Source organism: Pedobacter planticolens, assembly GCF_014172375.1.
Classification (GTDB): Bacteria; Bacteroidota; Bacteroidia; order Sphingobacteriales; family Sphingobacteriaceae; genus Pedobacter; species Pedobacter planticolens.
In genome coordinates, this window is the sequence record NZ_WNXD01000002.1 from 396,021 (window position 1) to 419,346 (window position 23,326).

General features: G+C 33.4%; 15 protein-coding genes. 2 read left to right on the plus strand and 13 right to left on the minus strand.

The genetic code is table 11. The features are described 5' to 3' along the window. Positions 1-37 precede the first annotated feature (37 nt). Together GM921_RS10350 and glyA are read right to left on the minus strand one after the other, a co-directional pair. A complete protein-coding gene (locus tag GM921_RS10350; RefSeq protein ID WP_182922568.1) occupies positions 38-2,809 on the minus strand; it encodes a PAS domain S-box protein in 2,772 nt (923 codons plus the stop codon). Positions 2,810-2,823: 14 nt separating this feature from the next. Next, positions 2,824-4,095 carry a serine hydroxymethyltransferase gene (gene glyA / locus GM921_RS10355; RefSeq protein ID WP_182922569.1) on the minus strand — a complete coding sequence of 424 codons (1,272 nt, stop codon included), beginning with the start codon at positions 4,093-4,095 and terminating at the stop codon, positions 2,824-2,826. Positions 4,096-4,356: 261 nt separating this feature from the next. Here glyA and dxs point away from each other — a divergent pair, with 261 nt between their 5' ends. Both dxs and fcl read left to right on the plus strand, forming a co-directional pair. Further along, positions 4,357-6,285 (plus strand): 1-deoxy-D-xylulose-5-phosphate synthase, encoded by a 1,929-nt coding sequence (dxs, locus tag GM921_RS10360; RefSeq protein WP_182922570.1) that lies wholly within the window; start codon positions 4,357-4,359, stop codon positions 6,283-6,285. A gap of 56 nt (positions 6,286-6,341) precedes the next feature. Further along, a complete protein-coding gene (gene fcl, locus GM921_RS10365) occupies positions 6,342-7,271 on the plus strand; it encodes a GDP-L-fucose synthase (RefSeq protein ID WP_182922571.1) in 930 nt (309 codons plus the stop codon). A gap of 363 nt (positions 7,272-7,634) precedes the next feature. Here fcl and GM921_RS10370 read toward each other — a convergent pair whose 3' ends face one another. From GM921_RS10370 to GM921_RS10420, 11 genes are all read right to left on the minus strand, one after another. Then, positions 7,635-9,236 (minus strand): gliding motility protein RemB, encoded by a 1,602-nt coding sequence (locus GM921_RS10370; RefSeq protein WP_182922572.1) that lies wholly within the window; start codon positions 9,234-9,236, stop codon positions 7,635-7,637. 31 nt (positions 9,237-9,267) lie between these two features. Then, positions 9,268-11,202: a polysaccharide biosynthesis protein gene (locus GM921_RS10375; RefSeq protein ID WP_182922573.1), complete on the minus strand. Its 1,935-nt coding sequence runs from the start codon at positions 11,200-11,202 to the stop codon at positions 9,268-9,270. 255 nt (positions 11,203-11,457) lie between these two features. Further along, positions 11,458-12,858: an undecaprenyl-phosphate glucose phosphotransferase gene (locus GM921_RS10380; RefSeq protein WP_202985651.1), complete on the minus strand. Its 1,401-nt coding sequence runs from the start codon at positions 12,856-12,858 to the stop codon at positions 11,458-11,460. Between the two features lie 338 nt (positions 12,859-13,196). Next, positions 13,197-14,597, minus strand: a complete 1,401-nt coding sequence (locus GM921_RS10385; protein ID WP_235969822.1) for an undecaprenyl-phosphate glucose phosphotransferase — start codon at positions 14,595-14,597, stop codon at positions 13,197-13,199. A 415-nt stretch (positions 14,598-15,012) separates the two neighbouring features. Continuing rightward, positions 15,013-16,068: a lactonase family protein gene (locus tag GM921_RS10390; protein ID WP_182922574.1), complete on the minus strand. Its 1,056-nt coding sequence runs from the start codon at positions 16,066-16,068 to the stop codon at positions 15,013-15,015. Between the two features lie 11 nt (positions 16,069-16,079). Beyond that, positions 16,080-17,147 carry an NAD-dependent epimerase/dehydratase family protein gene (locus tag GM921_RS10395; RefSeq protein WP_182922575.1) on the minus strand — a complete coding sequence of 356 codons (1,068 nt, stop codon included), beginning with the start codon at positions 17,145-17,147 and terminating at the stop codon, positions 16,080-16,082. 5 nt (positions 17,148-17,152) lie between these two features. Further along, positions 17,153-17,899: a WecB/TagA/CpsF family glycosyltransferase gene (locus tag GM921_RS10400; RefSeq protein ID WP_182922576.1), complete on the minus strand. Its 747-nt coding sequence runs from the start codon at positions 17,897-17,899 to the stop codon at positions 17,153-17,155. Between the two features lie 154 nt (positions 17,900-18,053). Then, a complete protein-coding gene (locus GM921_RS10405) occupies positions 18,054-19,796 on the minus strand; it encodes a right-handed parallel beta-helix repeat-containing protein (RefSeq protein WP_182922577.1) in 1,743 nt (580 codons plus the stop codon). A gap of 45 nt (positions 19,797-19,841) precedes the next feature. Further along, positions 19,842-21,020, minus strand: coding sequence for a glycosyltransferase family 4 protein (locus tag GM921_RS10410; RefSeq protein WP_182922578.1), 1,179 nt, complete (start codon positions 21,018-21,020; stop codon positions 19,842-19,844). 2 nt (positions 21,021-21,022) lie between these two features. Further along, positions 21,023-21,967, minus strand: coding sequence for a glycosyltransferase family 2 protein (locus tag GM921_RS10415; protein WP_182922579.1), 945 nt, complete (start codon positions 21,965-21,967; stop codon positions 21,023-21,025). Positions 21,968-21,994: 27 nt separating this feature from the next. Then, the gene (locus GM921_RS10420) at positions 21,995-23,269 is read right to left on the minus strand and encodes a glycosyltransferase family 4 protein (RefSeq protein ID WP_182922580.1); all 1,275 of its coding nucleotides are present in this window, start codon (positions 23,267-23,269) and stop codon (positions 21,995-21,997) included. Positions 23,270-23,326: the final 57 nt, after the last annotated feature.

Below are 23,326 nucleotides of genomic sequence, written 5' to 3' on the forward strand. Positions count from 1 at the left end.
GGTAAGGGTCGATATTTCTTCATGAAATACCGGCCCTTTACTTTTTCAAGTAAATTGCCAAAACCTCTTTTATTTCTTCAGGATTAAATGGTTTTAAGATATGTCCATTCATACCAGATTCTTTAAACTTCATATTCTCATTGTGTAAAGTTGAAGCCGTTAATGCAATAATTGGCAATTTTTTATAGTAATCGCCATCAATTTCGCGAATAATACGCGTAGCATCAAAACCATCAATACCTGGCATTCTGATATCCATAAATACCAAATCGTACACATTATTTACAATTTTATTAATCGCCTCTTCCCCATTAGTTGCAAAATCGATAATCAATCCCCATTTACTTAAAAACCTTTTTGCAATCAGGATATTTACTTCATTATCATCTACTACTAATACTTTTTTACCTGTAAATACACTAGGTGCGGCTATAGTTGCGGGAATTGCTGTAGAATTTGATATTTTTTTGAAATCAATAATAAATGAGAATAAGGTTCCTTTCCCCTCTGTACTTTCTACTTTAATTTCTGAGTGATGTAGTTTTAACAATCTTTTAGTTATAGCAAGTCCTAGGCCTGTACCTCCGTACTTTCTAGAAATATCAGCCCCAGCTTGAGTAAAAGTTTCAAAAATATAAGATTGTTTATCCTTAGCAATACCGATTCCTGTGTCTTTAATTTCAAAACAAATCAAACACGAATCCTCGTCATTATATTTTAGCTTTATTTTAAAATCTATTCTGCCCTTGTCTGTAAATTTAATGGCATTGCCCAATAGGTTTACGATAACCTGATACAACCTAGTTTTATCGCCCAGCAATTGTTCAGGCACTCTATCATCGTACTTTAACGTTAACAAATTGCCTTTTTTGCCAGCGCTTACTTGTAAAGAGTTAGTAATATCAACGCACAACGTATGTAAATCAAAAGGAATAGACTCTAATTGGAGATTACCAGTTTCAATTTTTGTAAAATCAAGAATATCGTTGATAATATTCAATAAATTCTCTCCAGAAAATTTCAGAATATTCAAATCATCAATTTGCGATGGTTTCGGATGATTATCTAACAATAAATGAGTCATTCCGATTACCGCATTTAAAGGCGTTCTAATTTCATGGCTCATTACCGAAAGAAACATTTCCTTAGCTTCGCTCAATTGTAAAGCCTGTTCACGAGCTTCCACCATTTCCTTTTCTACCTGCTTACGCTGCGTAATATCATAAATGAGCTCAACTTGTCGCTCTAACTGCCCTTGCGCATTTATAATAGGTGTATTAGCCACAGACAACCAAATAGGTGTCCCATCTTTTTTAAGCGCTAAAACCTCAATAATATAGGCTTGTTTATTAATTGCCTTTTTTCTTGATTGAGAAATGAGTTCTCTATCCGTTTCAGGAGTTGATAGCACATCTCCTAACATTTTACCAGAAAGCTCATCTAGCGAATACCCAATAAGGTCTTCTAACGCTTCGTTAACCCAAGTAATTTCTCCATTTTCATTAGAAATAGTTACCCCAGTATTGGTTTTACTAGCAACTAACGATAAAATCTGGAGTTCTTCTTCAGCCTTTTTCTTTTCCGTAATATCGATAATAATCTCTACTTCGGTTTCTACTTTACCTTCATCATCTAAAACAACAGTATTATAAATTGATAGCCAAATAGGTTGTTTATCCTTCCGATAAGCTAAAATATCTACAGTAAAAGATTGTTTTTTTTGGGTGAGTGCTCTTGCATTTTCTATGAGTGACCAATCGGTATCGGGGCCACTTATTAAATCGCCCAATGGCTTACCTTTTAAATCTTCGAGGTTAAAACCTGTTATTTTTTCAAAAGCATCATTTATCCAAGTAACATTATTCTGGGCATCATTTATAACTACCCCATTGTTTACTTTACTTGCTACAAATGAAAGTTTAGTTAGTTCACTTTCAACCTTTTTGCGTTCGGTAATGTCTCTTCCATAAGAATACCATCGATCGCCTTTGGATACCATTCCCCATCCAATCCATTTCACTTGACCAGTTTTACTCACCAATCTAAAATCGATACTAAACTGCTTATCTTTATTTTTCAGTCCTCTTTCTATCGCATAAACGGTCTTATCAATATCTTCGCGATAGCAATAACTCCACATGCTTTGCCCTACAGCCTCTTCTACAGTATAGCCCAGCATGGAAGTAACCGCATCATTTATAAAAAGTATGACTCCGTTTCTATCTAAAATGCAATGAATTTCTGGTGATGCGGTGAAAATATCTGCAAATTCATCAAAGCGTTTAGTTTGCGCTTCTAATTGTAGATTTTTCCTTTTTAATGCGAGTTGAGCTACAACTTGAACGGCTAATGTTTCTAATGCTTCAACTTGATGTTCGTTTAAATTTCTTGGAATATCATCTAACACGCATAAACAACCCAATGCAAAACCCTCAGCATCTTTTAAAGGAGCACTGGCATAAAAACGAATATTATCTACATGAGCGTATTTAGGATTATTTGCAAATTCAGGTTCCAGCAACAAATCAGGAACAACAAAAATGTTATCATATAGCATTGTATGCTGACAAATGGCAATGTCTCTGGGAATTTTTTTATACTCAGAATCAATACCAATTGTAGATCGTAAAATAATATCATCACGATCTACAAATGCTACATAGGCCATTGGTACATTAGCAATTTGCGCTGCCAATTTTACCAAATTATCCAATTCATTCGCTAACCCATCTCCCAAAATATCATAAGAATACAAAGCCGTTAAACGTTGTTCCTCATCTTCTGGAGAAGTAATGGTGTTAGTAAACATTTTTTAATGAGACCTTATTTATAAAGGGGAAAGCGGTTAACCAAGGCTAATACCTTTTCTCTTACTTGTTTTAGATTATTTTCGTCTTCTGGTTGAGTTAAAACTTGGTCAATTAAATCAACGATTTCTTGCATTTCTGTTTCTTTAAAGCCTCTAGTAGTTATCGCAGCAGTACCAACACGCATACCAGAAGTTACAAATGGCGATTTATCATCAAATGGAACCATGTTTTTATTTACGGTGATATCAGCATTTTCTAAAGCCTTCTCCGCTAATTTCCCTGTTATATTTTTATTACGAAGGTCAATTAACATCAAATGATTATCAGTACCACCAGAGATAATCCCGTATCCTTTTGCTACAAAAGCCTTTGCCATTGCTTGTGCATTTGCGCCAACTTGTTTAATATAAGTTAAATAATCATCAGATAATGCTTCACCAAAAGCAATGGCTTTAGCTGCAATTATATGTTCTAATGGGCCACCTTGAGTTCCTGGAAATACAGCCATATCCAGCAAAGCTGACATCATTTTTATTTCGCCTTTTGGAGTTTTCAATCCCCATGGGTTTTCAAAATCTTTACCCATCATAATCATTCCACCTCTTGGGCCACGTAACGTTTTGTGCGTTGTAGTTGTTACAATATGGCAATGTGGAAGTGGATTTGCTAACAAACCCTTTGCAATAAAACCAGCTGGGTGGGAAATATCTGCCAATACCAAAGCACCAATTTTATCTGCCACTTTACGAATAAATGCATAGTCCCATTCTCTAGAATAAGCTGATGCACCACAAATAATCAATTTTGGTTTTTCTGCTAAAGCTACTTCTTCTAATTTTGCGTAATCAATTAAACCATCTTCTTTTTTAACTCCATAAAAATGTGGCTGATACAATTTACCTGAGAAATTTACTGGAGAACCATGCGTTAAATGTCCACCGTGTGAAAGATCAAATCCTAAAATTTTATCTCCTGGTTGAATAACAGCTAACATCACCGCAGCATTTGCTTGTGCCCCAGAATGTGGTTGTACATTTACCCACGCTGCACCGAAAAGTTTCTTTGCTCTTTCAATAGCTAAATTCTCAATCTCATCTACTACTTGACAACCACCGTAATAGCGTTTTCCAGGTAAACCTTCAGCGTATTTATTAGTTAATACAGAACCTGCGGCTTCCATTACTTGTTTGCTCACAAAGTTTTCTGATGCAATTAGTTCAAGGCCATGCTCTTGTCTATCTAATTCTTTATCAATTAAGTCAAAAATTAAAGTATCTCGTTTCATTATGGGAAAGTATTTTTGGTAAAAATACTAAATTATTGCTTAATTCAAGGGCAGATATTGAATACCTTTTAACTCTTATTACTTAGCAATTTACGGTGAGAAATTTATCTGTTTTAAGCTCTAATTTATCTTCAAAATTGTACAAAAAGGTATTGCAGCGATATATAATAAAGAACGATAACGTAATAATGATACGAATTTGAAACGATTCTTGATAAAACTATTAAACAAAATGCCGTAATTTGTAATTTAAAATAGTGCATGGAAATTAAAACCGGAGCTTTATTATCTACTATCAACTATCCTGCTGATTTAAAGCAGTATAGCGAACAAGACCTAGAGCAAATTTGTCAAGAATTGCGTCAATACATTATTGATGTTGTAAGTGTGAATGGGGGACATTTTGGTGCAAGTTTAGGTGTAGTAGAATTAACGGTTGCGCTACATTATGCATTAAACACCCCTTATGATAAACTAGTTTGGGACGTTGGTCATCAAGCTTATGGGCATAAAATCTTAACAGGAAGAAGAAATCAATTCCATACCAATCGTATTATAAATGGCATAAGTGGTTTTCCAAAAATCAGCGAAAGCGAGTATGATACATTTGGTGTAGGCCATTCATCTACCTCTATTTCTGCTGCATTGGGTATGGCGGTTGCTTCTCATTATAAAGGTGAAAAAGATAGACAACATGTTGCTGTAATAGGTGATGGAGCAATGACAGCTGGTTTAGCTTTTGAAGGATTAAATCACGCAGGTATTGAAAATTCAAATCTATTAGTGATTTTGAATGATAATTGCATGTCTATTGATCCAAATGTTGGCGCACTTAAAGAATACTTAACTAGCATTACCACTTCAAAATCTTACAATCGCTTTCGCGATGATGTATCACATGTATTAACCAAACTTTCAGAACTTGGTCCGAATGCACATAAATACGTTAAGAAAATAGAGAAAAGCATTAAAGGCACCTTGCTTAGACAAAGCAATTTATTTGAAGCACTAAATTTTAGATATTTTGGCCCAGTAGACGGCCATGATGTGAAACGTTTAGCTTCTATTATAAAAGATTTATCTGCTATTCCTGGCCCTAAATTGTTGCATTGCGTAACAGTAAAAGGTAAAGGTTTTGCATTGGCGGAAAAAGACCAAACCAAATGGCATGCACCAGGTCTTTTCGATAAAATTACTGGTGAAATTAAAAAATCAGTTCCAGATAAACCGCAACCACCAAAATACCAAGATGTATTTGGTCATACGATGGTTGAATTGGCAGAAACTAATAAGAAAATTGTAGGCATTACGCCTGCTATGCCTTCGGGCTCATCATTAAACATTATGATGAAAGCTATGCCAGATCGTGCTTTTGATGTGGGTATTGCAGAACAACATGCAGTTACTTTTTCAGCTGGTTTAGCTACGCAAGGCTTAGTTCCCTTTTGCAATATCTATTCTAGTTTTATGCAAAGAGCTTATGATCAAGTCATCCACGATGTGGCAATACAAAACTTAAATGTAGTTTTTTGCCTAGACAGAGCTGGCTTAGCAGGAGCTGATGGTGCAACACACCATGGCGCTTATGATTTAGCGTATATGCGTTGTATTCCTAATATGGTAGTTGCATCGCCAATGAATGAAGAGGAATTGCGCAACTTGATGTTTACGGCACAACAAGAAAACATGGGGCCATTTACTATTCGTTATCCACGTGGAAATGGTGTTATGCCAGATTGGGAACGACCTTTTAAAGCATTGGAAATAGGTAAAGGCCGTAAAATATGTGATGGAGAAGACGTTGCCATTTTATCAATTGGTCATGTAGGTAATTTTGCAGTAGAAGCTTGCCAAGAGTTAAATAGCGAAGGCATTCATCCTGCTCATTTTGACTTACGCTTTGTGAAGCCTTTAGACGCTATGTTACTGCATGATGTATTTAAAAGATACACAAACATCATCACTATAGAAGATGGCTGTTTACAAGGCGGAATGGGCAGCGCAATCTTAGAATTCATGGCAGACCATAACTATAAAGCAAATGTGGTAAGACTTGGCATTCCCGATGAATTTATTGAACATGGGGAACAACCCGAGCTTTGGGCAATATGTGGTTATGATAAAAAATCTATTGTTAATGCCGTAAAAAAAATGGCAATAAGTCGGACAACTAAAACCATGGCTTCTTAGTTTTATAATTAATCTTAGTCTGAGCGTAGTTGAATGCTAAAAACAAATAAACATTAATGGAAAAAAATTCAAAAATATACGTTGCTGGTCATAGAGGTATGGTTGGTTCAGCCATCTATCGTAAACTCCAAAAAGAAGGTTTTACAAATCTTATTACTAAAACTTCTGATAAATTAGATTTAAGAAATCAACAAGAAGTTGCTGATTTTCTTAGTGTAGAAAAACCTGAATATGTTTTTTTAGCCGCAGCTAAAGTAGGCGGAATTGTAGCGAACAATACCTATCGTGCAGATTTTTTATATGAGAACTTAGCCATACAAAATAATGTTATTCATCAATCTTATGTAAATGGTGTTAAAAAATTAATGTTCTTAGGTTCCAGCTGTATTTACCCAAAATTAGCCCCACAACCTTTAAAAGAAGAATATTTATTAACGGGTTTATTAGAAGATACAAATGAACCTTATGCTATTGCCAAAATTGCAGGCATTAAAATGTGTGATGCTTATCGTGCACAATATGGCTGTAATTTTATTTCAGTAATGCCAACTAATTTGTATGGCTACAATGATAATTATCACCTTCAAAACTCACATGTATTGCCAGCACTGATTAGAAAATTCGATGAAGCGAAAAAAACTAATGCGACTGAAGTTGTAATTTGGGGATCTGGTACACCAATGCGAGAATTTTTATTTGCAGATGATTTAGCAGATGCTTGTTATTTTTTAATGCAAACTTATAATGAACCTAACTTAACTAATATCGGTACTGGAGTAGACCTAACGATAAAAGATTTAGCGTTATTAATAAAAGAAGTAATTGGTTTTAATGGTGATTTAACATTTGATAGCTCCAAACCTGATGGAACACCTAGAAAATTAATGGATGTTTCTAAATTACACGCTTTAGGCTGGAAACATCAAATTGATTTAAAAGAAGGTTTAAAATTAGCTTATCAAGACTATTTAAGTCGCGAAGAATAACTCTGAGTTAATAATTTTGAGTAATCAATTTACTAATAATTATTCTTTTTTTTATTTGTATCTCCATAAACCCAAACGTATCTTTTTGCAATACATTTAGGACACCAGTATATCCGAACTGGCAAAAAACCTAATACATTTTTTAATAAAAACCCACGTGGTATTTGATAGTGAAAATCACTACCACATACCCTACATTTGTGATCTTGATAACCCATAGAGAGATTTACATTCCGATTTTAATGCAAAGCAAAAATTATTCCAAAAGGATAAAACAATAAATATCTTCTATAAATTTTATAGTAAAACCACTCAATTGGGCTGTTCCCCACATCTGCGAAAACCATCCCTAACCACGTAATATTAAAAATCTTGATAAATATTCCTGAATGTGCTTCTCAAACCAAAAGTAATTTGACCAGTGCGATCAGTTCCTAAACTATTTTTCTCAGTTCTAATTATGCCACCTAATTCAAACCTTAAGTTATATTTAGGATTAAGCAAATAAGAAACTCGACCATCGAGATAATAGAAGTTTGTTTTTAAACCTCCAGTTGTATGGTATCCATATTGTTGGTTACGAGTATCGTAAGATTCATTAATATCTTTGCCAAAATTTACTCCATTTTGATCTAATCCATATTGCGCATAATTACCTTGACCATAAAATCCCCAACGTCCTAACTGATAATTCCAAATAGTTAAGAATTCTCTAAAATTAGCCCCAATCGGGTGAGCCAAAGCTTCGGAATAATTGCCATAATTTAATAGTGAGCTTCTTGAAGAATAAGTAAATGGTCTAGCCGCATTAAATTCAACTAAGTAATTTAAATTAGGCACTTTAAAAGCATCAAATCCTTTTAAACCTAATTGATAAGCAGATTTATTTGCCCAATATCCTTTGCCTGTAAATACTTCTTTTGCCGTAAACTCATCTAACGCTAACTGCCCATAAACTGTTCCATTACTAAACAATTTATATTTGGCGGTCAATCCCAATAAAGCATTATCGGGAGAATTATTCATTCCTTCTATTGTTCGTAAAAAGATTGCTGGATTTAGATAAGAAGCATCAAAACCACGTTTCCCTTTTTCATCAGCATCTTGCCAAATTACCGAGTCAAAAAACCCTAAGGACAATCGATTATTCACATTCCAGTCTAAATAATGAAAGGCACCCCATTTTTTCCTAAATCCATTATCAAAAGAAAGCTGGGGGCTCAGAGGGTCTTGAAACTGGGCCCACATTACCATATACTTTACATTTCCTAAGGTAGTAGTTATTTTAAAATATGGATAAGCGGCAGAAACATCAGATAATAATATAGAACGATAACCATCTCCAATAAAATTCTTATCATGACCTAAAGTAAATGTGAAATACTTATTAGCAGTATAATTAAGAACAGCAGTAGCATAAGCCCAGTCTTTTGTTGTTCTTCTAGGCGCAACTAGAACATATTTATCATTTACCATGCCTGGTATTATATTCTTAGTATTAACATAATTAGTTAAATAAGCGTTAAACCTAGCTTGGTTTTCAAATCCGCTACTATAAAAAGAAAATTTCTTGCCAATAGTTCCTCCAATTTGGTAACCACGTGTATTATTCCAAGTTGTAATTGCATGACTAAAATCTTTACCAATTTGAAAATCAGGAAGAAAATCGATATAAACTGAATAATCTTCATGATTTATTTCTACTAAATGTTCATTAAATAACTTACGCGTTACCCACGAGTTACGCGTTTGATCTGTACCAATAGTTAGTAGCGAATCTAGTTCACGTGTAATAGTCGTATCATCACCAATAACTGGTTTTAGAGATGTATGAAATCTAGTATCTAAGCTATATAAAGAACGATTTAACCTTTGATATTGATTATAGCTGTATGGAATGATTTGTTGGGCGGAGGCATAAAAAGTGCTAAAGACTAGCAGAAGTCCAAATAGTTTTTTTTTCATAATAATAGTTGTGATTTTGATTAACCAATCGTTAAGATTGCTGATCTAATTCTTCAAAAATAGAATTCTTGCTTTTGTATTCTCGTACTAAATCTTTCATCGCCATTACAACTTGACGATCATCATTTTGTTTAGCGTATTGAAGTAAAGTGTAAATTTGAGTTTCAATTTCAGAGAATACATATTCACGAACTTTTCCAATCATAATTTTCTCATGGTGAGTTGGCATTGTATTTTCATTATCATTTAATAGCTCTTCAAAAAGTTTCTCTCCTGGCCTTAAACCAGAATATTGTATTTTAATATCTTGATTAGGTACCAGCCCTGCTAATCGAATCATCTTTTTAGCTAACTCAATAATTTTAACTGATTTCCCCATATCAAATATGAAAATTTCACCCCCCTTACCCATACAACCTGCTTCTAAAACCAATCTACATGCTTCTGGAATGGTCATAAAATAACGAGTAATCTCTGGGTGCGTAACTGTAACAGGACCGCCCTTTTCAATTTGTTGTTTAAAACGTGGAATAACCGAACCGTTTGAACCCAACACATTACCGAATCGTGTGGTAATAAACTTGGTAATTGGTTTTACATTAAGTTCATTTATGTAACTTAAACCATTACTAAAAATAAAGTCTTTAGTACTTAGCGAGTTATTTAAGGATTGCACATAAATCTCCGCAATCCGTTTAGATGCGCCCATTACATTAGTAGGATTTACAGCCTTATCAGTAGAAATCATAACAAATTTTTGCACCCCATGTTTTACCGATAAATCTGCAATAGTTTTGGTACCAAGTACATTTGTCTTAATTGCCTCTACAGGATTATCTTCCATTAAAGGAACATGTTTATAAGCAGCAGCGTGGTATACGTAATGAGGTTTATAAGTCTCAAAAAGATGATCCATTCTTTTCTCATCCTTTACATCGCCTACAAAAGCATGGAAATTGGTATTGGTATGCGTTTCTTCTAACTCTAAATAAATATCATGTAAAGCAGTTTCAGATTGATCACATAAAATGATTAGCCCTGTTTCAAACTTCATCAATTGTCTAACTACCTCACTTCCAATAGAGCCAGCAGCACCTGTAATTAATATTCTTTTTTCGTGTAGCTGATTTTGTATTGATTGGATATCAATTTGAATGGGTTTTCTATTTAGTAAATCTTCAATATTGATGTTCTGAATTTGTGTGGTATGTAATTTACCGCCTGCCCAAACATCAGCTGGTGGAATATTTAAAACTATTACATCATTTTCTAGGCAGATATCAACGATGTAATTTTTTCTTTCAATGGGTATGCTATACGAGGCAAAAATAAGTTCATCTAACTCGTGTTTCTTAACCAATTCTTCCAATTTTGTAGCTGCCCAAATTTTTATACCATCTATTGTTTTACCAACTTTACGATCATCATCATCAACAAAGGCAATAATAGTTTTGTTTACTTTCCCATCGTGATCAAAAGTACGTTTAGTTGCTAAGCCAGCCTCACCTGCACCATATATAATAACTTTTCTTTTATCGAGATTTAAGTTCTTAATGTATAAAAAAAAGTATTTAATCAATACCCTATAAGTAATCAATAATAAAAAACTAACTAATCCATTTACAACCAATACAATGTTCGAAATATACAGCGCTTGTTTAAATGCGATAGCTATTACATTTATAAAGAAGAAAATGCCATTACTAGCAATCACTGCAAATAAAATTCTAAATGTATCTTGAGCACTGGTATATCTAATAATACCCGAATAAGTTTTAACATTAAGAAAAACGACAATGTTAATTGCACTTAAAATGAGAAGGTTTCTACTAAACTCAGTAAAATTTAATCCACTTAAATCAAAATTAAATTTTAAGAAATAAGCAATTGCTAATGAAAGTAAGCAAATACCTAAATCTAGCAAGAATATAATCCATCTTGGAACTATGTTGATTTGGCTAAACAATGTCTTTTTAGTTTGGTGTAAATATAGTAACAAATATTATACCATAGAAAAATAAGCGCTTTTACCAAAATTAAATTAAAGGTTAGCTAATTTAATATCGCTACCAACTTACTGATCATCTAGTGTTTACAGCTGTATAAACACTACGCACTTTTATAGATGGTTAAATTAAGTTAAATTAAATCACCACAAGTACAACATTAAATTGCCCGTTTTTTTCTACAACACAATTATTTCTGAAACGCTATTTTAACATTAGTAGGCATTGTCTTCTCCCCTTACCAAATTTATAATAGTCATAAAAACTATTCTTACATCAAACATAGCAGTCCAGTTTTCAAGATAATAAATGTCATATTTTACACGGTTTTCCATGTCTTCCTTTTCTTTGGTTTCGCCTCTAAAACCATTAACTTGTGCCCACCCAGTAATACCAGGTTTAACAAAATGGCGTACCATATACTTATTAATAACTTCTTGGTAATAATCATTCATTAACAGTGGGTGAGGTCTTGGGCCAACAACACTCATATCCCCTAAAAGGACATTAATAAACTGAGGTAATTCATCTAAACTTGTACTACGCAAAAAAGATCCAACTCTAGTAATTCTAGCATCTCCTTTTTTTGCTTGCGTGTATTCACTATCGTTTTCTGTAACTGCCATAGTGCGAAATTTAAACACCTTAAAAAGCTTATTATCTCTACCAGCCCTAGTCTGTAAAAAGAAAATAGACCCTTTAGAATCAAGTCTAATAACTAATGCAATAACTGGAATAAGCCAAGAAAGAAGAAAAACTATCACAATAGAAGAAAAAAGAAAATCAAATAAGCGTTTTTTAAATCGGGCACTAATTTCCTCAAGTGGTTCATCTCTTAAAGTAATCATTGGAAATCCCTCTCCAAAATAATTAATAGTATACTTAGTAGATGGATTTAAGCCTAAGTCTGGAATAAACTTCAATCTTACTCCTTGCTTATCAGCTTCATCTAATAATGCTTGCACTTCTGCCATACGTTTGGGAGCAATAGCAACATATACTTCTTTAACTCCTGCCATTGCTGCCGCGGTAAATTTCCTTGCAACATTTTTAGAAATTGCGGCTCCCTTATCAAAATAAATGCTTTCATCTCCCCCAACAGAACCATAAAACTCTACATTACTATCTTTTGTTAAATAATTCGATAAACGTAAAGCAGTATAATTAGACCCCATAATAGCTACCTTTAAAGTAGCACTATATTTATTTATCAAAACATATTGAAGTGAGGTGCAAATAAAACGATTCAAAATAAAGCCTAGGCTAAGCCAACCATAAAATACAATTAAAAATGTTCTAGAAAAATCTACCCCTTTTAAAAAGATTAGATAAATAGAAAACATAATAAAATGTAAAACAATACTTCTCCATGTACTTCTGTATATTCTTTCTAACTTCTTTTCACCTTGTATGGTATAGAGACTAAAAATAGCTGTAGAAACCAACCAAATCAAATTACAAACAACAACATAATCTTTGTGAATTTCTTCAGTTAGTATTTTACCCATTTCTCCTGTTACAAAATAAGCTCCATAATAGGCTGCATTTAAAATGAATAAATCTATAATTGGTAAAATGTAACTAAGAAGAAAAAAATAACGGGTTTTAATAGACATAGTAGAAATGTAAATAGTAAACCATGCTAAGGAAATTAACTAATCGAAAGCCATTATAGCGCTATTAAACAACTACTTAAAGGCAATAATTTAAAACATTAATTACACAATTTCTGGCAGTTTTGCTAGAAGTAGTATTGATTATATATTAAAAATACCGATAAAAAATGTTGGGGTTACATGCAATCTACCAAGGCAGTAAATTAGTCGATGAAAGCTATATATAAGTAGATGTTATAACGCGAATGTGTTATTTTTTGCAGATTATTCGTCTTTACAGGATAACTTTTAACTGTTTTTGCGAATGCTAGTCGTGAAATATATTATACTGCAGCTATTTAATAGGCTTGCTCTTCTCCTTGTGCTACATTAATTATAGTCATAAAAACTATTTTTACATCAAGCATAGCAGTCCAGTTTTCAAGATAATAAATATCATATTTTACACGGTTTTCCATGTCTTCCTTTTCTTTGGTTTCGCCTCTAAAACCATTCACTTGTGCCCAACCGGTAATACCTGGTTTTACATAATGACGAACCATATATTTATTGATAATCTCTTGAAAATGATCATTCATTAATAAAGGATGAGGCCTTGGGCCAACCACACTCATGTCTCCAAAAAGTACGTTAATAAATTGCGGCATTTCGTCTAAGCTCGTTCTACGTAAAAAAGACCCTACTTTACTAATCCTAGCATCCCCTCTTTTGGCCTGTTTATATTCACCATCAGACTCAGTTACGGTCATGGTTCTAAACTTAAAAACTTTAAAATGCTTATTATTTCTGCCAGCACGATTTTGAAGAAAGAAAACTGGACCTTTTGAATCAAGCTTAATTAAAATTGCAATTAATGGGATTAACCACCACAAAATAAAAATGAAAACTAGCGATGAAAACACAAGATCAAATAATCTCTTTTTAAACCTAGCACCAATTTCTTCTAAAGGTTCATTTCTTAGTGTAATAATTGGAAATTCACCCCCCAAATAGCTAATATTATAATTAGCAGATATATGCACGCTTAAATCGGGTATAAATTTTAGGTGTACACATTGGCGCTCTGCTTCTTCTATTAAGGCTTGCACATCGGCCATACGCTCTGGCGCAACCGCTACATAAATATCTTTCACATTAGCTAACACAGCAGCGGCCAGTTTTTCTGATACCTGTGCAGCAATTACATCATTCTCTTTAAAGTAGATAGATGCATCATCTCCTATAGTCCCATAAAATTCTAAACTTCGTTGTCGTTTCAAATAATCTATCAAACGGGTTGCGGTATCATTAGCACCCATTACCGCTACTTTAAGGCTTCCATTAAACTTGTTCATAAGTAAATATTGGAACGCTGTGCCTAAAAAACGGTTCACAACAAAAGCTGACCCCAACAGTACATAAAAAATCACTAAAAAAGTTCTCGAAAAATCAGCGCCCTTTGTAAACACCAAATAAATAGCAAACAGTACAAAATGCAAAGTTGCACTTCTCCAAGTTCCTCTGTAAATGCGCTCTAATTTGCGAGCTCCATAAGTGGTATACAATCCAAAGGAAGCTGCACTTAACAACCATATTAAATTACAAACAATAACATAATTTACGGCAATTTCTTTAGAAACCTGTCTACCCAAATCACCTGTTAAATAAAAAGAAGCAAAATAAATGAAATTAATCATCATCAAATCTGTTATCGGCAAAATATACTTCAACAGATAAACATAACGAGTTTGGGCAGCCATAATTTAAATAGGGATGATAATTATGAAGAATCCACTTTATAGTTACAAAGTTAACTAAAACTATAAAAAATTAACTAAAAGTATAAGAAATACAGGAGAACACCGCCTTTTTTAACGAAAAATACCCAATTGTAGGAATATTTTTACAAACGAATAATGAATATATATCATTGTTAAACACTTCATCCAATCAGCTTTAAGCCGCAGATGCGCTGATTTGTCATCCTGAGCTCAGCCTGCACTGAGCTTGCCGAAGTGCCGAAGAGAATCTGTTAATCTGCGGCTAAACAATATAGGGCAAAAAACCATCACGTTATGCTTTGCATGCCTAAACATCGTAATGTATTGAAAAGTAAATCGCAATCCTTTTCACCGTATTAATATTCTCTTATGAAAGCTATCAATACTAAGAGTATTACAAAAACTGAACACATACTGGGCTATGCAAAGCATATCCAATCCCAGTATCGTTAATTGTACCTAAGTTTTTATCTATCTCAAATACGCGAAGGTCATTACTATGTTGATGTGCAATAATCATAAAATCACCAGAAGGGGAAATAGCAAAATTTCTTGGCCCCAAACCATTAGTAGCACTTCTTTGTAATAGTTCGGCTTTTCCAGTAAGTATATCTACCTTAAAAATGATAATTTGATTAGCATCACCTCGATTAGATATGTATAAAAACTTACCGCCTGTACCAAAATGCAAGTCAGCCGCACTATTTTCACCTTGATAATCATCTGGCATTAGCTTTAGCACTTGTATAGGTTTTAAATTCCCATTTTCCCAACTTAGTACATGCAAGCTTGCATCAAGTTCGCCTACAACATACACATATTTTCCATTTTCCGAAAAGCGCAAATGTCTGGGACCAGCACCTACTGATAGGTCGAAAATTGAAAAAGGAGTATCATCTAATGGTTTAGCAAGGTTATTAGGTTGATAACGGTAGACGGTAATAGTATCTTGCCCAAGATTAGTTACGAGTAAGAAATCTTCATTTGGTGATAATACAGTAGCGTGTATATGAGTCTTTGGATGCAATTGATCTAAAGAATCTCTCTTATGACTAATCACCTGAACTGGGTACCCAAGCGCACCATTCTTGTTAATTGATGCACAGCATAAAGTACCATCTGTATAATTAGCGGCAAATACATGTTTGGCTTTGCTATCTATACTAATGTAACATGGATCTGAGCCTTCTGCACTTATTTGATTTACATTCTTAAATTCAGCCGTAGCCAAGTTTAATTGTATAGCGCTAAGCTTATCTTTAGTTGTATGATTTTCATTAACTGTATATATCACTGAACTATCGGGAGAAAACACTAAATAAGATGGATTAGGCACATGGTGTGAACCTAACAATTCAAACAGTTTATTGAAGTTGTCAAACTCAAGTAAATGAAGAGCTTCTTTATGATTATCATCGGAATAACATCCTATTAAAAGCTTTAATCTCATCTTAACAAAATTTATTTCCGCAATCTTTCACTCATACTTTCATGTATCTGAGAAAGTGTAGTTGTTAGATCAAAAGTCCAATTCCAATTAGGATAATGTGTTTTGAATTTTGAAAGATCACTTACATACCAAATATGATCACCGATTCTATTATCATCAGTATAGCTATATTGCATTTTATTACCAGAAATTTTCTCGCATAACTTAATAGCTTCTATCATTGAGCAGTTTGCATAACGCCCACCACCAGCATTATAAACCTCACCAGCTCTTGGACTTTGATAAAAATGCCAAAACATATTTACCAAATCATAACTGTGTATATTATCTCTAACTTGCTTCCCCTTATATCCAAAAATGGTATAGTGATTATTCGTAATTGCACATTTCATTAAATAAGACAAAAACCCATGCAATTGTGCACCAGAGTGATTAGGGCCTGTTAAACATCCACCTCTAAATATTCCTGTCTTCATTCCAAAATATCTACCATACTCTTGTACTAATACATCAGCAGCAACTTTAGAGGCTCCAAATAATGAATGTTTAGTATGATCAATACTTAACTGTTCATCAATACCATTTTTAAAATACGGATGGCTTTCATCTATCTCCCAGCGTGTTTCGGTCTCAATTAATGGTAAAAAATTAGGATTATCTCCATAAACTTTATTGGTTGATGTGAAAATAAATACGGCGTCAGGACAATTTAATCTTGTCATCTCTAGCATATTCAAAGTCCCATTTGCGTTGACAGTGAAATCTGTAAATGGTTCTTTTGCAGCCCAATCATGACTAGGTTGTGCGGCAGTATGAATAACCATTTTAATGTCAGTGCCATACTCTTGAAATATAGCTGCCAACTCTTCAGGATTTCTAATATCTGCATTATAATGACGATAATTAGTATAAGTCTCTGATAATCTATTTTTATTCCATTCAGTACTACTCTCAGCGCCAAAAAAATATTGTCTTAAATTATTATCAATACCAATAATTAAATCAAATTTGTCGGCAAAAAAAGCAACTGATTCACTACCAATAAGTCCTGCCGAGCCAGTAATTAAAGCGATTTCCATAAATTTTAATTTTTTAATTTTTGTTTGATAAATAGCATGATAAATTTAGAATTGGTGAACAAATATCTCCTCCATAGTCTTTTTGGTTCTTGTACTAACCTAAAAAGCCATTCTAAACCATTTTTTTGCATCCAAGTTGGTGCTTGAGGTAAGCTGCCTGCGTGAAAATCGAATGCCGCTCCTACTGCCATCATAGCTGCGTTTACTTTCCCCAAATGATCTGATACCCAAATTTCTTGTCTTGGACATCCACGCCCCACTAACACCACATGAGCCCCTGACTTATTGATTTTATCAATATCAGCCACATCTTCACTCTCAGTAGCATCTCTAAATCGATCTGGATGAATTCCTACTATCTTAATCTCAGGAAACCATTCATTAATATTTTTGGAAAAGGCGTCGAGTGTCGATTGTTTACTGCCGTACAGATAAATTGACAGCTTTTCCTTATTGGCCTTTTTTAAAACTTCCAGTGTTAAGGTTGGTCCATATACACGGTCTTTTAAAGCTGTATTGTGAAAGCTATTCATCACCCATTTAACAGGTTGGCCGTCTGGAACTATTAGGTTTAATTTATTGACTTTTTCTTTTAGAAGTGGGTTATTATAACATTCAATTAGGCCATGAACAGCTAAGGCAGATACACCGAATGAATTATTCTTTTTCGCATTTTCAATGATTGCGCTCGAGGCTTTATCGTAATCAGTTACCGAATATTTAACACCAAAAACATCAACTTTTAAACACATTACGCTAAAATTGTCTCAAAAAACAGGGAAAATCAAATTATTAAATATACAAACTTACACTTGCTCTTTCTGTGTATTTTTTTACGAAAGTAAGGTTTAAATAGTAGAATTTTCTGTAAAATTTTAAATATACCGACTCGCATAACTACACATCTTACCTTTTCCATTTTATTTTGGCAGAATCTGTTTGATTGTATCGTATTTTTTGATTTTCAATGTTATAAATCAGATTTCCACCCACAAACATTTCAGAAGATCCCTCATCAAAAAAGATCCCATTATTATCAGACCCAACTGCATCCTTAGATTTGAAAATGTTGTAAATTACATTACCCACAATTGAAGTATTGGGTTGTCTCCCTAAAGTATAAATACCGCCACCATCTGCCAATAACTTCATTACATCATGAATTTTGTTGTTTTCTATTCTATTACCATAGGTATAACTTGGGCCAAAACCCCATGTCCAACCAGAACTTATACCGGAATAACCAAAATTATAAATTTCATTGTTAATGATATATGAGTTCGTAGCGTTCATAATTGCAATACCTACTGCTGATGGATAAATAATGCCTCCATTATAAATCTTACAGTCCTTAATCACATTTTCTGATGGAGATGCAGCTGCTAGCATACCTTGTGTTGGCGCATTCCTTATGTTATAACCCAAAATAACCCCACCACCTCCTAGGTCATAAAATTCGCACGCATCAATTTGAGTTTGAGTAGCATATTGATCAATTCTTAGGGCATAAGTCCCAAGTTTTGAGAAGGTACATTTTTGAAAAATTATGTTTGTGGCATATTGTAGCCAAATGGACTGACCACATTCAACTGAGGTCTGATAACCGGAGAAACCTGTCTTAACATCCATCCATGGCAATTTGGTTTTGGCACTTATCAATATTCCTTCTACGTTAATACCCCTTGGAGCTCGATTATGGCTAAATTTTATTCCTGAGAATTTTAGATTCTGAACAGGTGAATTAGTCTTTACATCACCTTTTACCATCAAAAGCTGATCGACAATTGGTGTAACAAATTCCATCTGATTAGGGTTTTTGTTTTCTTGTGAAACATACCACAGTTCATTGGTTTTATTATCAAAACACCAATCACCTGCATTTTTTAAGAATTGCTTTGAGTTCTCTATTACATAACGATTGCGATTGGAGAAGAAGCCCACTGGTAAAACTGATGGTGATTTTAAAAACACCGATTTTTCTAATTCATTAACAGAAGCAATAGTATGCCTGCTACCTTCCCAGCTATGATAAATGAGCAATTCTACATTTGCTAAATCAGCAATACCCTCTAAGTCTTTATCGCTATAAACGAAACTACAAAAAGGTAAAAGATCACGTCGTTTCAATTTTTCTATGGCCTCAAAATTATAACGCCCAAGACTATCTAAAACTTTCCCATATTGCTTTAAAGCACCAACAGTGTATTTCATTGGAGATGTTGAACGCGTTAGCCTAACCCCATTCGCAAATAATTGATTTATTGGCGGTAAGGAATTATCTATCTTTAACTTCCAAAGATTAGAGCTTCCTTTTATTTTTTGCCAATTTGAGGCAAGCCTTATACCTCCAGAAATAATAACTTCCTCATTCTGGTAAGCATGGTATTCAATTAAGCAATCTTTAGTACCCCCATCTTTTACAGTAAATAGTAAGGGTTTATCAATAATATAAACACCCTTTCTCAAATTAACCAAAACCTTAGAATAATTTTCTAGTTTTAAAGATCGAATATATTCCTGTGCACGTATGATTGTTCTAAAAGGAGATACTTTGTCTCCTTTAGCCAAATCATCTCCTAAAGGCGAGACATATATTTCAATCTCTCTAACTTCCTTAAACACCCATGAAATCATTAAGGCGCCTATCATTAAGCTAAAAATTAAAAATATACTTTTGCACTTGCTCATCATAGGTTAGGCATTCTTCTTATCGTTCTGTTCTATTGCTTTTTGATAGATATCTGTTAAAAATCTATAGTTAAGTTCTGCGGTATAGGTATTGTTGAAATTTAACTTTGTTGTATCTCTTAATGCATTGTATTCTTCAGTATCCAGCTGTTGGATAAGCTTTATTTTAGATATCAGATCAATTGCATCATTGGCTACAAAATGAAATCCATTTACATGATCTTGGATCATTTCACTCATTGCGCCTAAATTACTTGCAATAACTGGGGTGGCAACCGAAAATGATTCGATAATTGTTAGTGGCATTCCCTCAAACCAAATAGAGGGAAATATCAATGCCTTGGCTTTAGACAAATAATTAATAATATCTGTCTTATCCCTAAAGCCTAAATAAGTTACATTATCATTTTGGTTTGAGAGTTTAAGGATTTCGCCTTTCATATCTCCATCACCTATAATTATTAGTTTAAAGTTATACGAATTGCAACTCTCTATTAATACATCTATTCCTTTCTCTTCTGTCAATCTCCCAATAAAAATAAAGTAATCTTCTTGCCCTTTAACTGTTGGTAAGGGAGCTTCCATAAAATTGGGTTTAAAAGAAAACTTAGCTCTGTATTTATCCAACGCGGATTGCTCGAAAATATTTTTCGAAAATTTAGACACAAAAATGAACTGAGAAGTTAAACCCCATGTTCCAATCTTGTAATGGAAAAAATTACTTACATAGAGCCAAAATGTTAGCAACATCGAATTTCTATAAACTTTATCGAGTACAGGTTCAAATGAAAATTTCTTCTTTATACTTTTCAAGTACAGTGAACCCTTATTAAATAGGGTATAAGATGGACAGATTAACCTAAAATTTTGAATGGTTATTACAAATGGAATATGTTTGTGTTTTAATGCCCAGAATGCTAATGGAGAACAAGCAAAGAAAAAATTATGAATATGGACAACATCTGGCTTTGCTTGAGCGATGATTTTTCTAATTCTGAAATATGATCTTAGATTAAAAGGGTAACTTAAAAATTTGAGTAGCTGTGATACCTGAGAGCCATTATTATCAAAATAAACAACTTCTACATCTACTTTATTAGCCTTCAATAATTCATATTCATTAGCTACAGTAGTTTCCTCGCCTCCCTTTTCCTTATATCGATTATGGATAATTAAAACTTTCATGATTAAATTTTTCCCTTTTGTTTTAGCTTATACCTGGTCCAATAAATCAGTCTATTGATACGGTTTTTCTCTTTCAACGAAAAGAGGTAGTGGTTAAAAAATTGATACGGATAACCAAATATAAGCTTCGCAATACCCACCTTTAATTTTTTGCGAGCATATAGGAAATGATATCGCACATTTACTTTATCTATCAATTTTCTATGTTGCCTTGAGAGCTGGGGGTCATTTTCAAAATGATCAATCACCGACTTATAAGAGAATAGCATCTCCTCTACATTGTTACTGTAATTATTATTATGTAAGCAATAAACAAATAAATCAGCAGGTATATATTTCACCCTTACTTCTACCTCACCCTTTAAAATGTTAAGATATGCGGCTAAATCATCACATCCTTTGTATTGATTGGAAGTTTCTAAAAACAAGTTTTTAGGTGGCACAAGATCCTTATTGAATATAACCAAGCCTGGGGTAAAAATAAAGGTTGATTGAAAAATGAGGCTTTTGAAAGAAAAAGATGGAGCAAAATGATAAATAGGAATTTCAATTTGTTGGTCAGCGTACCTGATAGCGCCATTAATGAGATGTACCGCAGTATGATCTGATAACTCATTTTCTAAAACGCTAAAATAGGCATCACGTACATAATCATCTTGATCCATTATGGTATAAAAATTATACTTAATATTCTCAAGGCCAATATTTCTAGATTTAGAAACACCAATGTTTTCCGCGTTTCTAATAATCAAAAGATTCAAATCTAAATAGCGTTTCTTGAATTCAAGAACAATATAATCAGCATCTTCCATCGAATCAATTACAACAATAACCTGTAATTGCAGTTTTTTCTTTGATAGTTCAAAAGACCTTACTAAGGTACCTATGCAATTAAAAATATAGTTTTCACCTTTGTAATAAGTAATTATAACTGATATTCCACTCATTATCTACTTGTTAAATTCAAATGGCATTTAAAAAATCGATTCGTATATATTCTTTCTTAGTTCTATCGAATTCTCGTACGAAAATCCCTGAACAAGTGTTTCTCTTGCATGAGCAATCAACTCTTGTGCAAGTGAAGGGTTTTCAATAATCTCAGTTATTCTACTTGCAAATGCTAGTGAAGTATCTCCTATCAAACAATCTTCATCTTTTTTAAAGCTTAGTCCTTCCACACCTACTGTTGTGGTAACAAAGGGAAGTCCGTGATTAACTGCTTCTATAATCTTCATTCTAATACCACTCCCTATTCTAATGGGTACAATGAATATACTATTTGCCATAACTGAGAAAAGGTCATCTACAAAGCCCATGAACTTAACCCCATCAAAATTTTCATATTGCTTTACATCTTGTGCTCCCCATTTCCCTATGATGAGTAATGAAAGATCTTTGTGCTTGGCTTTCAACACTTCCCAACATGTTCCTATAAACCAATTAACACCTTCCCTATTCGGAAAATGCTCACTTCCACCCAAAAAGATAAGCTTGTTATCGAATTTATAAGTTACAGGTGTCGCGTTTTGGTATTTAATACTTAAAGGTGAGGCCGTTACTCTAGCAGGAAATATTCTATCAGCTAATAGTTTGCAATCATCTATTGAAACAGTCAAAACCTGATCATATTGTTTAAGCCAAAAAAATTCAAATTCTTCATTTTTTCTCTGTAGCCTTGATAAAAGAGGCAGGTCTATTTGTATAATTTCAAGTTCTCTTTTTTCCCTTATAAATCTTAACTCATGATGAACAAAAATTGATGGAATATTTTTAGGTAGATATTTAATTAGTGGTAAAAAATCAAAAAACTCAACCTGTATCGCATTTATTTTGTCTATTTCTGTTATTACTTTTTTAACATGACCAACAAATGCCTTGTCAAATTCTATTCGCCTTGAACGAAAAAGAGAGGTACTACTAATCACAAACCGATCTGTTTCATTTATCTCTTTGCCAGTACTTTCTAACTTATTATATAATCTAGAAAGTACGCTAGGCACTTGTTTTAATGCCTTAATAATCTTAGAAAAACGCTTAGCATAAAAAGGATAAAAAGTAACATCCTCCCATTTAGATTTAAGCACTACAAAGTTTATCAAATCCTCAGCTGTACGTAAAGGAAAAACTATAATGAGATGATAATTTTTGCGAAGAGAATCATTCATCTCAAACTGAGAAATATTTCCACCAGAATTTAGTGGATAAGGCATATAAGGTGTAACGATTAGAAGTTTTTTTTTTACATTCATTATTGAGTGTAATTTATTTTCAAGACGAAAGTATTTAACAGACTTTAATTAATTTCA

Bases quoted from the DNA above. Each gene is read 5' to 3' on its own strand.
- GM921_RS10405 (WP_182922577.1), bottom strand. From the start codon at position 19,796: ATGATAGGCGCCTTAATGATTTCATGGGTGTTTAAGGAAGTTAGAGAG.
- fcl (WP_182922571.1), top strand. From the start codon at position 6,342: ATGGAAAAAAATTCAAAAATATACGTTGCTGGTCATAGAGGTATGGTT.
- GM921_RS10390 (WP_182922574.1), bottom strand. From the start codon at position 16,068: ATGAGATTAAAGCTTTTAATAGGATGTTATTCCGATGATAATCATAAA.
- GM921_RS10420 (WP_182922580.1), bottom strand. From the start codon at position 23,269: ATGAATGTAAAAAAAAAACTTCTAATCGTTACACCTTATATGCCTTAT.
- dxs (WP_182922570.1), top strand. From the start codon at position 4,357: ATGGAAATTAAAACCGGAGCTTTATTATCTACTATCAACTATCCTGCT.
- GM921_RS10350 (WP_182922568.1), bottom strand. From the start codon at position 2,809: ATGTTTACTAACACCATTACTTCTCCAGAAGATGAGGAACAACGTTTA.
- GM921_RS10400 (WP_182922576.1), bottom strand. From the start codon at position 17,899: ATGTGTTTAAAAGTTGATGTTTTTGGTGTTAAATATTCGGTAACTGAT.
- GM921_RS10415 (WP_182922579.1), bottom strand. From the start codon at position 21,967: ATGAGTGGAATATCAGTTATAATTACTTATTACAAAGGTGAAAACTAT.
- GM921_RS10380 (WP_202985651.1), bottom strand. From the start codon at position 12,858: ATGTCTATTAAAACCCGTTATTTTTTTCTTCTTAGTTACATTTTACCA.
- glyA (WP_182922569.1), bottom strand. From the start codon at position 4,095: ATGAAACGAGATACTTTAATTTTTGACTTAATTGATAAAGAATTAGAT.
- GM921_RS10395 (WP_182922575.1), bottom strand. From the start codon at position 17,147: ATGGAAATCGCTTTAATTACTGGCTCGGCAGGACTTATTGGTAGTGAA.
- GM921_RS10370 (WP_182922572.1), bottom strand. From the start codon at position 9,236: ATGAAAAAAAAACTATTTGGACTTCTGCTAGTCTTTAGCACTTTTTAT.
- GM921_RS10410 (WP_182922578.1), bottom strand. From the start codon at position 21,020: ATGAAAGTTTTAATTATCCATAATCGATATAAGGAAAAGGGAGGCGAG.
- GM921_RS10385 (WP_235969822.1), bottom strand. From the start codon at position 14,597: ATGGCTGCCCAAACTCGTTATGTTTATCTGTTGAAGTATATTTTGCCG.